10 protein-coding genes are annotated in these 12752 nt (G+C 57.6%); 2 read left to right on the forward strand and 8 right to left on the reverse strand.

Annotated elements, in window-relative coordinates:
• Positions 1 to 731: hypothetical protein (locus tag ACFPPD_RS23320; RefSeq protein ID WP_378083559.1), on the forward strand; the 731-nt coding region annotated here is incomplete at its 5' end.
• Between the two features lie 333 nt (positions 732 to 1064).
• On the opposite strand, the gene dnaJ is transcribed toward ACFPPD_RS23320, so the two are convergent.
• The 5 genes from dnaJ to ACFPPD_RS23345 form a co-directional block, all read right to left on the reverse strand.
• Complete coding sequence (gene dnaJ, locus ACFPPD_RS23325) at positions 1065 to 2186, reverse strand: molecular chaperone DnaJ (RefSeq protein WP_209743724.1); 1122 nt, start codon at positions 2184 to 2186, stop codon at positions 1065 to 1067.
• A gap of 81 nt (positions 2187 to 2267) precedes the next feature.
• Positions 2268 to 4106 carry a molecular chaperone DnaK gene (dnaK, locus tag ACFPPD_RS23330; protein ID WP_209743727.1) on the reverse strand — a complete coding sequence of 613 codons (1839 nt, stop codon included), beginning with the start codon at positions 4104 to 4106 and terminating at the stop codon, positions 2268 to 2270.
• Positions 4107 to 4135: 29 nt separating this feature from the next.
• Positions 4136 to 4729: a nucleotide exchange factor GrpE gene (gene grpE / locus ACFPPD_RS23335; protein WP_378083561.1), complete on the reverse strand. Its 594-nt coding sequence runs from the start codon at positions 4727 to 4729 to the stop codon at positions 4136 to 4138.
• 51 nt (positions 4730 to 4780) lie between these two features.
• A complete protein-coding gene (hrcA, locus tag ACFPPD_RS23340) occupies positions 4781 to 5806 on the reverse strand; it encodes a heat-inducible transcriptional repressor HrcA (protein ID WP_209743730.1) in 1026 nt (341 codons plus the stop codon).
• Between the two features lie 150 nt (positions 5807 to 5956).
• Positions 5957 to 6463, reverse strand: coding sequence for an N-acetyltransferase (locus ACFPPD_RS23345; protein WP_209743733.1), 507 nt, complete (start codon positions 6461 to 6463; stop codon positions 5957 to 5959).
• A 194-nt stretch (positions 6464 to 6657) separates the two neighbouring features.
• Between ACFPPD_RS23345 and ACFPPD_RS23350 the strand changes: the two genes are divergently transcribed.
• On the forward strand, positions 6658 to 7200 hold the full coding sequence (locus tag ACFPPD_RS23350) for a DUF1572 family protein (protein WP_209743736.1): 543 nt from the start codon (positions 6658 to 6660) through the stop codon (positions 7198 to 7200).
• A gap of 165 nt (positions 7201 to 7365) precedes the next feature.
• Here the strand turns inward: ACFPPD_RS23350 and hemW are convergent, their stop codons facing one another.
• The 3 genes from hemW to ACFPPD_RS23365 form a co-directional block, all read right to left on the reverse strand.
• Complete coding sequence (gene hemW / locus ACFPPD_RS23355; RefSeq protein WP_378083565.1) at positions 7366 to 8553, reverse strand: radical SAM family heme chaperone HemW; 1188 nt, start codon at positions 8551 to 8553, stop codon at positions 7366 to 7368.
• Positions 8554 to 8634: 81 nt separating this feature from the next.
• Positions 8635 to 10452: a translation elongation factor 4 gene (gene lepA, locus ACFPPD_RS23360; protein ID WP_209743739.1), complete on the reverse strand. Its 1818-nt coding sequence runs from the start codon at positions 10450 to 10452 to the stop codon at positions 8635 to 8637.
• A 127-nt stretch (positions 10453 to 10579) separates the two neighbouring features.
• The gene (locus ACFPPD_RS23365) at positions 10580 to 12520 is read right to left on the reverse strand and encodes an endonuclease MutS2 (protein ID WP_209743742.1); all 1941 of its coding nucleotides are present in this window, start codon (positions 12518 to 12520) and stop codon (positions 10580 to 10582) included.
• Between the last annotated feature and the right edge of the window lie 232 nt (positions 12521 to 12752).

Raw genomic sequence — 12752 nt, forward strand, 5'->3', positions numbered from 1 at the left:
TCATCGCCGGCACGATCATGGAAGGAAGCCCGACTCCTTTGTCCCGCTGGTTTCAAGCGATGTTCCTGATCTCCCGGCCTTCCGGTATCAGTTCCTCCCGCCTGTCCGATGTGATTCAGGTCACCTATAAGACCGCATGGCTCATCGCAAGAAAAATCCGCCATGCCATGCAACAAGCCGATAAAGGCGACCCGCTCACGGGAATCGTGCGGGTAGACCCTATCTTTTACGGCTATTCTTACTATAGCGATGCCCGGCAGCCGCTGTTGATCGGCGCATCCCTCGATGAGCATGACCAGCCTCAGCACGTCAAAATCAAACAACCGGATCCCAGTCATGTGAATAACGAGTCGAGGTGGATTGAAAAGTCTGGCGTCCAAGCGTTCGTAAACCATCATACGGATGGAGCGGCCGTGACCGTTTTTGCGCGTGGCAAGCTTCACCCTGCTTCGAACCCCATCATGCGGAATGTGACCGAGTGGCTGAACGATACGTTTCACGGCATCGGCGCTAAACATTTACAGGCTTATTTGGACGAGTTTTGTTTCCGGTTGAACTTAAAACTCCGCAATGTCCCCGTCTTCAGCCAACTGCTCCATTGGTGCGCTGGGACGCCAACCTTGACTTACAAAGATCTAACCCGCAGCAAACCGGTTCTCGTCGTTCCTTGGGTGGTCTGGGGAAGCAAAGCGAAGTGGAAAGGTCAATATCTCAGTCTATGGAACGCCTGATGCAAGGGATGCTTGCTTTTTAATTGCCGAAAACCCTTTCCATTCTAATATGAAACGGCAAAATCGAACGTGATATCCGGGAATCCGTTCTCCATTCTCCAGTGGAATCCGTTCTCCATTCTCCAGTCATAGCATTCAAAAATCCGCTGATAGGCACTCCTTCTGAGGCAAGGGGATAATAGTACGATTGTTCCAAAATGACACGGAAATTAGGTTAAGTCTAGATGAGTAGATGTCCATAAAACTTATACTTTCTGTCCTGAAGCAAAAACCGCCCGGCAAGCGCCGGGCGGTTCGGATAGGCATTGCGTATTCCCGAATTTCCATGGACGATCAGTCGCCGAGAATCGCTCTTTTCATCCGTTCAAAGATCGACTTGCTTTGCTCGTGCGTCGATTCGCCGCTCCTGGAAGCGAAGTCGCGAAGCAGATCGCGTTGCTCCTCGCTCAGATGGGTCGGGGTGACGACCGTCACTTTCACCAACTGATCGCCTTGCCCGTGACCGCGAAGCTTCGGCACGCCTTTTCCTTTGAGGGAAAAGTACTTGCCGGTCTGGGTACCCGCGGGAATCTTCAGCTTCACCTTCTCGGTCAGCGTCGGAATTTCGATCTCGTCCCCGAGAGCGGCCTGCGTGAACGTGAGAGGAATCTCGCAAAGGATGTTGTCGCCTTCGCGATCGAAGAAGTCGTGCGATTTCACTCTGAGCACGATATACAAGTCGCCGGCAGGTCCGCCGCGAACGCCGCCTTCTCCTTCGCCGCTTACGCGGAGCTGCGCTCCGTCATCGACGCCGGCCGGGATTTTGACGTGGATTTTGCGTTGTTTTTTGACTTGCCCGCTACCCGAGCACGAATTGCAGCGCTCCTTGATAATTTTGCCTTTGCCGCCGCAAGTCGTGCAGGCGCGACGGTTGACTATACGGCCGAAAGGCGTGTTCTGCGCCACTTCCTGCTGTCCGGACCCGCGGCAAGTCGAGCACGTTTCCGGCTTCGTTCCGGGTTTCGCGCCGTTGCCGTGGCACGTGTCGCAAGTCTCGGTACGGGGAATCGTAATGTCGGTTTCCTTGCCGAACACCGCTTCCTTGAATTCGATCTGCATCGTGTATTGCAAGTCGTTCCCGCGTTGCGGCGCGTTCGGATCCCTGCGTCCGCCGCCGCCGAAGAACATATCGAAAATATCGCCGAAGCCGCCGCCGAAATCCGCTCCTCCTCCGCCGCCGCCGAAGCCCGCGTTCGGATCCTGGTGGCCGAATTGGTCGTATCTCGCCCGTTGCCCGTCGTCGCTAAGGACGTCGTACGCTTCTTTCACTTCTTTGAATTTCGCTTCCGCATCCGGCGCTTTGTTCACGTCCGGATGGTATTGCCTGGCCAGCTTTCGGTAGGCCTTCTTGACGTCGTCCGCGGAGGCGTTCTTCTGCAGCTCCAGCACGTCGTAATAATCCCGTTTGTCCGCCAATTCCCCACCTCCTCATGAATGAAAGTCAAAGCGGTTCCGCGCGGAGCGGGAATCGCTTTGACTTTCGGATTTATCCGTTCGTTAGTTCTTCTTGTCTTCGTCCACGACTTCGTATTCCGCGTCGACGACGTTGTCGTTCTTCGGAGCCGCGCCCGCGTCTTCCGCTTCCGGAGCGCCTTGCGCTTGGCCCGCTTGTTCGTAGAGCTTCACCGAAAGCTGCTGGATGATTTCGGTCAGCTCTTCCGTCGCTTTCGTGATGTTCTCGAGGTTGTCGGAAGCGACCGCCGCGGACAATTGTTCTTTCGCCGCGTTCGCTTTGTCGATCTCGCCCGCGTCGACTTTGTCGCCGAGGTCCTTGATCGTTTTGTCGACTTGATAAATGAGTTGATCCGCGCTGTTCTTGGCTTCGACGAGCTCGCGGCGTGCTTTGTCTTCTTCCGCGTGAAGCTCCGCTTCGCGTTGCATGCGCTCGACTTCTTCCTTGCTCAAGCCGCCGGAGGAAGTGATCGTGATTTTCTGGCTCTTGCCCGTGCCTTTGTCGAGAGCGGACACGTTCACGATGCCGTTGGCGTCGATGTCGAACGTGACTTCGATTTGCGGCACGCCGCGAGGCGCCGCCGGAATGTCGCTCAAGATGAAGCGGCCGAGCGTTTTGTTGTCCTTCGCCATCGCGCGTTCGCCTTGCAGCACATGGATTTCCACTTGCGTCTGCATGTCGGCGTACGTGGAGTACACTTGGGACTTGCTCGTCGGGATCGTCGTGTTGCGATCGATCATTTTCGTCAGGACGCCGCCTGCCGTTTCGATGCCGAGGGAGAGCGGCGTGACGTCGAGCAAGACGACGTCTTTGACTTCGCCCGTCAAGACGCCCGCTTGAACGGCGGCGCCGAGAGCGACGACCTCGTCCGGGTTAACGCCTTTGTGAGGGTCTTTGCCCGTCAGCTTCTTGATCGCTTCGACGACGGCCGGAATGCGCGTGGAACCGCCGACCAGGACGACTTTGTCGATGTCCGCGGAAGAGAGGCCGGAATCGGCCAACGCTTGGCGCGTAGGACCCATCGTGCGCTCGACGAGGCTTGCCGTCAGATCGTCGAATTTGGAACGGCTCAGATTGAGCTCGAGATGCTGAGGCACGCCGTCGACGACGGTGATGAACGGCAAGGAAATCGTCGTGGAGACGACGCCGGACAATTCTTTCTTCGCTTTCTCCGCGGCGTCTTTCAAACGTTGAACGGCGGCTTTGTCTTTCAGCAGGTCGATGCCGTGTTCTTTTTTGAATTCGCCAGCGAGCCATTCCATGACCACTTGGTCAAAGTCGTCGCCGCCGAGGTGGTTGTCGCCGCTCGTCGCTTTGACTTCGAAGAAGCCGTCGCCGAGTTCGAGGATGCTGACGTCGAACGTGCCGCCGCCGAGGTCGAATACGAGAATCGTTTGGTCTTCTTGTTTCTCGAAGCCGTAAGCGAGCGCCGCCGCCGTCGGTTCGTTCACGATGCGGAGCACTTCGAGACCCGCGATGCTGCCCGCGTCTTTCGTCGCTTGGCGCTGGCTATCGTTAAAGTATGCCGGAACCGTGATAACGGCTTGCGTGACCGGTTGGCCTAAGTAAGCTTCCGCGTCGGATTTCAGCTTCTGCAGGATGATCGCGGAAATTTCCGGAGCGGAGTACGCTTTATCGTCGATCGTTTCCTTGTGGCTCGTGCCCATGTGACGCTTGATGGAGATGACCGTACGGTCGGGATTCGTGATCGCTTGGCGTTTCGCCGTTTCGCCGACGACGCGCTCGCCGTCTTTCTTGAAGCCGACGACCGAAGGGGTCGTGCGGTTGCCTTCCGCGTTCGGGATAACGACGGCTTCGCCGCCCTCCATGACCGCTACGCAAGAGTTCGTTGTTCCAAGGTCGATACCGATTACTTTACTCATGACTGTATGTTCCTCCCTTATATAAGTGCTTAGCCGCTGACTTTAACCATGGCCGGGCGAATGACTTTGTCTTTCAACCAGTAGCCTTTTTGAACGGCTTCGACGACGATGCCTTCTTCGTATTCTTCGCTTTCCACTTGCATGATCGCTTGGTGATGCTCCGGATCGAACGGCTGGCCTACCGCGTCCATCTCTTTCAACCCTTCGGCTTCCAGCACCTGGAACAGCTGGCGGTAGATCATGTCGACGCCTTTGGCGAACGAACCGCCGTCCGCGGCTTCGGCGCTCGTCTGCAGCGCGCGCTGGAAGTTGTCCAGCACCGGCAGCATTTGGGTAATCAGCTTCAGCGAAGCGTACTGCGACTGTTCTTCCTTCTCCTTCAATGTACGCCGACGGAAATTGTCGAAGTCGGCTTGCCCCCGCAAATAACGGCTATGATAATCATCCGCTTGGCGTTGAAGCTCGGCGATCTGCGCGGACGCGTCGGCCGTCGTTTGCTCGCCTTGCTCCGCGTCGGCGGTTGCTGTCGCTTCGTTCGCCTCGGAACCCGCTTCGTTCGGCTCCATCGTTTCCTCGCGTTGCTCTTCCATGTTTTCCTGCTCCTTCGTCTCGTTCGAGCTCATGTCGGATTCACCTCCTTACCGTGCCACCCATGATCGGGGGCTATACCCCTCTTACTTATGCCAACGGGACATCATGACGGCGATATCCTGGGACAAATAATTCAACAAACCGATGACTTTGCCGTATTCCATCCTCGTCGGACCGAGAATGCCGATCGTGCCGAGCGACTGTCCTTCGTGCGTGTACGTCGCCGTAATCAAGCTGCATTGGTTGATCGCTTCGAGCCCGTTTTCCGTGCCGATCTTCACTTGGATGCCGCCGGGGCTTTGCCCGAACAATTGCATGAGCAATTGCGTTTCCTCGAGCATGCCGAGAATCGTCTTCGCCTTGTCGACGTCCTTGAACTCGGGCTGGGTCAGCATGTTGGACGCGCCGCTCAAGTATACCTTCGGTTCGTGCTCCTCGGTAATCGTCTGCTCGAGCATGGAGATGATACCTTCGCATTGTTCCGCGTGGCGGTTAAGCTCCTTGGCGACTTCGCTGTGAAGCACCGACTTGACCTTGTAGAACGGAACGCCCGCCAGCTTGTCGTTCAGCAGGTTCACGATGTTCCTCAGATCGTCCATCTCGACGCCTTCCGGTATGGAGATCGTACGATGCTCGACGTGGCCGGTATTCGCGACGATGATCGCCACGGCCGACGCGTCGTTGATCGGCAGCAATTGGAAGTGCTTCAGCGTCGTGCTGAACATCTCCGGCCCGAGCACGATCGACGTGTAATTCGTCAATTGGGACAGTATCGTCGCCGCATGCTCGATGACGCCTTCCCAGTGGGTCATTTTCTCCGCGAAAAAGGTACGAAGCTTCCTCGCGTCCTGGTCGCCGACGCCATCCAGCGTGACAAGATGATCGACGTAGTAACGGTAGCCTTTAATGGAAGGGACGCGGCCCGCGGACGTATGCGGCTGTTCGAGCAAGCCGAGCTCCTCGAGATCCGCCATCTCGTTGCGGATCGTCGCCGGACTGAACGTGACGTCGCCGCGCTTCGAAATACTGCGAGAACCGACAGGTTCGGCCGAACGGATATAATCGTCGACGATGGCGTTCAATATCATGCGTTGCCGTTCGCTCAGCATCCGAATTCCTCCTAAGAAATAGCTTGCCGCCGACTCGCGATTCCGCTTGTCGTTAGCACTCATAATCGTTGAGTGCTAATGGATAATACAAAAATACCAAATCGAGCGCGGTGGTGTCAAGGACGTTCCGACTCGATTCGGCAGGTTGGGTTAAATTTGGGCGAAGCTGACTTTTTCTTCCGCCGCGGACGGCTCGATGCCGGTCAGACGGACGACGGCGATCTCGTCGCAGGCATGCTGCTTCGGGCAATTGACGCAATCGGTCCACACTTTTTCCGGGAAAATTTCCTTCTCTACGATATTGAAGCCATTCTTCAGGAAGAAGGACGCTTCTAGCGTCAGCGCCATGACCTTCGGAATGCCTTGCGCTTCCGCTTCCGCCATGAGCACGTCGACGAGACGGCTGCCGACGCCTTGGCCTTTGTAGCCGTCGACGATGCCCAGAGAACGGATCTCCACCAGATCGCTGCCGAGGCGGCACAGGGAACCGCAACCGATCAATCGCGCGCCGTCCTGCGCGACGACGAACGTGTCGATGTTCCGGGAGAGAGCTTCGCGCGAACGCGGGAGCATAATCCCCTTGGCTGCATAGCCTTGTATAAGTTCGTAAAGCGCTTCGACATCGTCCTGAAGCGCTTTGCGGCAAGCGATCGTCATTCTCCATTCCTTCTCTCATCCAACATTTTGTATGAATAAATATACAACAAAACGAATGATGTCTCAAGAGTCATTTCAGCCTGGCCGATAACGTTCGTTAATCGCGCCGATTCGAAAGTTCGACCGCGACAGCGCATGTCGTTCGCGTACAATAGAAGGGGAATCATTCGGAATCTTAAAGGAGACAAAATACGATGACCGATTACGCTTCAGACCTCGCGTCCCATGCGCTCGCGACTTCCATTGCCACGTTCAGGAGCCAGAAGTCGCTCGGCGACCGCGCCCTCGCCCAGCTCGACGATGCCGCGGTCGGCTGGACCCCCGAACCGGAAAACAACAGCGTCGCCGTTATCGTCAAGCACGTGTCCGGTAACATGATCTCCCGCTGGACGGATTTTCTGACGTCGGACGGGGAGAAGCCTTGGCGCGAACGCGACGGCGAATTCGTCGACGACGTCGGGTCGCTCGAGCGGCTTAAGGAGTTATGGGAGCTCGGGTGGTCCGCGCTGTTCGGGGCGCTGGAGGCGCTCCGGCCGGACGACCTGTTGCGCACGGTGTACATTCGCGGGCAGGCGCATACGGCGCTTGAAGCGATCAACCGGCAAATCTCGCACTACGGATACCATGTCGGACAAATCGTTTACGTCGCCAAAGCGTATAAATCTGCTGGGTGGAATACGCTAAGCATCGCGAAAGGCCAATCGCGGTCGTTTAATGAAGAGATGAAACGATCGTAGGGGGCTACGAAAATGCATCTCCTTCCGGCTGCTTGTTGCAATCTGGATCTCTGAATGGATAACCCACGACAAGGTGAGATCCAGATTGCAAAGGCAGACGCTTCGCTCCTACAGGAGATGCTTTTTCTCCGCCCCGATGATCGTTAACGGTCATTATAACTTCTTTTAGATAAACGCCCCGAACACCTCGTTGCCGAGAAGGATACCTTGTGCGGTCAACTTGTAGCCCGCCTCGGGTAAGACGACCCGCTCTAACAGCCCTTGCCGTACGAGCTTCTCTAGCGCCGGGCCGAACGTCGCCTCCAGCGAAGCGCCGCCGAACTGGCGGGCAAACGCCTCCGAGGCGACGCCCTCCTCCAGTCTCAAGCCGACCATCATGAAGTCTCCCATCGCTTCCTCCGTGATGACCCCGTTTGTTTCGAGCCGGGGCAACCTCTCGTTCGCAGCGTCAATGTAGGGCTGAACGCCCTTAATGTTGATGTGGCGCATGCCAAGAGCATAACCGTGGGCGCCGGCGCCGAGGCCATAGTACGGTTCGTTATGCCAATAGGTCGTGTTATGGCGGCTTTCGAAGCCCGGCCTCGCGAAATTGCTGATCTCGTAGTGCCGGTAACCGGCGCCGCCTAGACGTTCCATCAGATGCTCGTACATCGCGAGCTCCTCTTCTTCTTCGGGCAGCGGCAGCTCGTCGCGTTGATAGAGTCGGTGGAACAGCGTATTCTCTTCGACTTTCAGACCGTACAACGAGTAATGCGGCAAATCCAATTCCAACGCCGTCGTCACGCTGTCCTGGAGCTGCTGCAACGATTGGTTCGGCAAGCCGAACATCAGGTCGATGGACAAGTTCGTAAATCCTGCCGCTTTCGCGTTGGCGATGCTCTGAATGACGTCCTGCGCCGCGTGAATGCGGCCGATTCGCTCGAGCAGGCCGTTATCGAAAGTTTGCGCGCCGAAGCTGATGCGATTCACGCCTCCCGCCCGCATCGCGGCAAGCTTCTCCAAGTCCGTCGTACCCGGATTCGCCTCCATCGTAAATTCGACGTCCCCCGCCAGCGGAAAGTATCTGTTCACGGATGCCAGGAACCGCTCCATCTGTGCGGGATTCAGTACGGTCGGCGTGCCTCCCCCGACGAAGACGGTATCGATGACCGTAGGCGGCAGGTCGAGAACGGTCAGCTTCATTTCGTTCTCCAGCGCGTCCAAATACGCGTCGATCGGTTGCCCGGCCGCCACGTAAGAGTTGAAATCGCAATAAAAGCACTTGTTCGTGCAAAACGGGATATGAATATAAAGGGCGCGCGGCGTCCACGTATGGAGCGGCGGAATCGCGGCCGATTCTACTTTCGCGTTCACTTGAAAACCTCCTCGATCGCGAACGGACCGCCCCTTGCCGGCGGCAAGAACGCGGTCCGTATGGGCGAGTCGTCGCTTGGGTTAATCGTTGTCCAGCTTCAGGACGGCCATGAACGCTTCTTGAGGCACTTCGACGTTGCCGACTTGCTTCATGCGCTTTTTGCCTTCCTTCTGCTTGTCGAGCAATTTCCGTTTCCGGGAAATATCGCCGCCGTAACATTTGGCAAGAACGTTTTTGCGCATCGCCTTGATCGATTCGCGGGCGACGATCTTCTGGCCGATGGCCGCTTGGATCGGAACCTCGAACATCTGGCGCGGAATTAAATCTTTCAGCTTCTCGCAGATGACCCGTCCGCGGTTGTACGCGCGGTCCCTGTGAACGATAAATGAAAGGGCGTCGACCTTCTCCGCGTTAAGCAGAATATCCATCTTCACGAGCGTCGATTGGCGATAGCCGATCAGCTCGTAATCGAACGAAGCATAGCCTTTCGTGCTGGACTTCAGCTGGTCGAAGAAGTCGTATACGATCTCGGCCAACGGAATGTTGTATTTCAGCGTCACGCGGTTCGTGTCCAAATACTGCATGTCGATGAACTCGCCGCGTTTGCCTTGGCACAGGTCCATGATCGCGCCGACGTAGTCGTTCGGCACGATGATCGAAGCTTTGACGTACGGCTCTTCGACGAAATCGATTTTCGCGGAATCCGGATAGTCCGCCGGATTGGAAATCTCGAGCACTTCGCCGTTCGTCTGCGTCACCCGGTAAATAACGCTCGGAGCGGTCGTGATGAGCGGAATGTTGAATTCGCGTTCGATCCGCTCTTGGATGATCTCCATGTGCAGCATGCCGAGGAAGCCGCAACGGTAGCCGAAGCCGAGCGCTTGGGACGATTCGGGCTCGTAACGAAGCGAAGCGTCGTTCAGCTCCAGCTTCTCGAGCGCGTCGCGCAGATCGTTGTAGTCCGTCGACTCGATCGGATACAGGCCGCAGAAGACCATCGGATTGATGCTCCGATAGCCGGGAAGCGCCGTTGGCGTCGAATTCTTGGCGTCGGTAATCGTATCTCCGACCCGCGTATCCTTCACGTTCTTGATCGAAGCGCTGACGAAACCGACGTCGCCCGGTCCCAATTCGACGACGGCGGTCGGACGCGGCATGAACGTGCCGACTTCGACGACGTCGAACGTCGCTCCGGTCGCCATGAACTTCATCTTCGTGCCGGCTTTGATCGTGCCGTCGATGATCCGGATGTAGCAAACGACGCCTTTGTAAGCATCGTAGTGGGAATCGAAAATAAGCGCTTTAAGCGGCTTTTCGCGGTCGCCCTCCGGAGCGGGGATTTTCTGCACGACCTGCTCGAGAATTTCCTTGATGCCGATGCCGTTCTTGGCGGACGCGAGCACGGCGTCGCTCGTGTCGAGGCCGATGACGTCCTCGACTTCCTTCTTGACCCGCTCGGGCTCCGCGCTCGGCAAGTCGATCTTGTTGATGACCGGCACGATCTCGAGGTTGTTGTCCAGCGCCAAGTACACGTTCGCGAGCGTCTGCGCTTCGATGCCTTGAGCGGCGTCGACGACGAGCAACGCGCCTTCGCACGCCGCGAGGCTGCGCGATACTTCGTACGTGAAGTCGACATGTCCGGGCGTGTCGATGAGATGCAGCAAATACGTCTCTCCGTCGTCCGCTTTGTATAGAAGCCTTACGGCTTGAAGCTTGATCGTAATGCCGCGTTCCCGTTCCAAGTCCATCGAATCCAGCACTTGGTCTTGCATTTCGCGGGAGGTCAGCGTCCCCGTATATTCCAAAATGCGGTCGGCCAGCGTCGACTTGCCGTGGTCGATGTGCGCGATAATGCAAAAATTGCGAATGTGGCTTTGTTTAATAGTCAATTGTGCCATTTTCCGATGAGTACCTCCAGCCGATTCCCCTAACGTCAGGTGACGATCACTTCATTATACCAACGGATGTCCCCCGCATCAATGATCGCCGACAATTCGGGCCCGGAGTCGCTTCTCCGCGCGACCGTCACTTCTCTTCCGGTTTCTCGATCGACAGCCCCTCTACGTGGCGTTTGCCCATCAAATGGCGCTTCTTACGGTTCTCGACCGTATCGAACACGATCGACATGTCGTAATCGTCGCCGGGATACAGATGCTTCTTGTCGATGTATTTGCGAATCCGCTTATGGTTGATCTTGAGCTTCTCCTTCTGCACCTGCACGATCAGGTCGCCCTTCTCGTCCGCCAACCGATAGACGACGCCGGGCTTGCGCAAGTAGGGGACGAACACGACGTCGCCGACGGACCAATCGCCCGGCCGGACCGTCTCCGGCTTCGCCGGTCTCGGCCCGCGGTTCGCGTAGCGTTGATCCTTCGGCCTGTAGCCCGCCCTCGGCTGTTCCGCCTCTCGCTTCGGCACTTGCGGGTTCGCGCCTCCGCCCTTGAGCGCCTCGGCGATCGTCCTCGCCCGGTCGATGATGGACGGTCCGATGCCGAGCTTGGCGGCGATGACGAACGCGTAGCTGTTGCCCGCCTCCCCCATGTCGAGACGGTACAGCGGACTGAGCGTCTCCTCGTCGAACGCCATGCGCGCGTTGCGGAAGCCGTCCGTGACTCGGGCGTATTCTTTGATCTCGTTGAAATGCGTCGTCGCCATGAGCGTCGATCCGCGGCGGTACAGCTCTTCCAATACGGCGATCGACAAGCCGACGCCCTCTCCCGGATCGGTGCCGGTCGCGAGTTCGTCCAGCAGGACGAGCGTCGAGGAACCGGCGTGCGCCAAAATATCGATGACGTTGCGAAGGTGCGACGAGAACGTGCTGAGCGAGGAGTCGAGGCTTTGCCCGTCGCCGATGTCGACCTCGACCGTCCGGAACACGCCGAGCTTGCTGCCTTCCGCCGCGGGAACGAGCAGGCCGGACTGCGCCATGAGCGTGAGCAAGCCGACCGTTTTAAGCGACACCGTTTTGCCCCCCGTGTTCGGTCCCGTTACGAGGAGCGCCCGGTACCCGTCTCCCAGGCGGATATCGAGAGGTACCGGCGTCACCGGAAGCAGCGGGTGCCTCGCCTGCCGCAAATCGATGAAACCGACGTCGTTCAGCTCCGGAGACGAACCCCCGATCGACAATCCCCACTTCGCTTTCGCGAACAGGAAGTCGTAGTGGCCGACCGCTTCGACGTTCACCCCGAGCTCATGGGCGTACGATTCGGCTTCGCCGGTCAGCAAAGCGAGGATGCGGGATTCTTCCCGCGTTTCTTCCGCCCTCAGCTCGCTCAGTTCGTATTGCAGCCCTGCCGACTCGGACGGTTCCACGAAAACCGTCTGCCCGCTGGACGATTCGCCCTGCACCGTTCCCGGCAACCGCTTGCGATACTCCTTCTTCACGGGAAGCACGTACCTCCCGTTCCTCTGGCTGACGACGCGTTCCTGCAAAATATCCGAGTACCGCGATAGCATCGCTTCCAGCCGCTTCTGCAGCTTCTCCTCCGCCGCTCGCAGCTTCTTGCGGATCTTATGCAGCTCGGAGCTGGCCGTATCGACGATCCGCCCCCTATCGACGCAAGCTTCGATCGCTTCCCGCAGCGGCTTCAGGTCGTGCATCGCCGAGCCGTAGGCGGCCACGACGGGCGCGTCTCCCCGCTTGGACGCCATGTACTGGCGGAGCTGCTCGCAGCTTCTGGCGAATTGGGCCAAGAAACCGAAGTCTTGCTCGGACATGACGTATCCCGTGCCAAGCAGCGTCATCAACGACTCCATTCCTTCCAGGGAAGGAAGAGGCGGATGGCCGCCTTTGGCGAGCAACCGGGCCGCTTCTATCGTCTCGGACAGCCTCCTTTCGATGACGGCCCTATTCGTCAACGGCTTGAGCCCTTCGGCGTGGCGAACGCCCAAATACGTTCCCGCGTACCCTTTCACGAGCTCGATGACCCGGTCGAATTCCAGTTTATTCATCGCTTGTTCTCTCATTTTCGTTTAGCCTCCGATTCGTTCTTGTCGTTCGTTTTTTGTAGCGGAACGCAAAAAAGGCAGCGAACCGTGCGCCATCGGCGCAAGCTCGCTGCCTATCTGAAGAAACTTCCGAAGAGATCGCGTCCGGGAGGGTAGGACTGCCACTAAAGCGCGCGGCGCAACCCTCGGATGGACGCAAAAAAACCGTACCCTGAATGAGCACGGTCGATCTCCCCGAAACTTCGTTCGA

The organism is Cohnella suwonensis (assembly GCF_042655365.1).
Taxonomy (GTDB): domain Bacteria; phylum Bacillota; class Bacilli; order Paenibacillales; family Paenibacillaceae; genus Cohnella; species Cohnella suwonensis.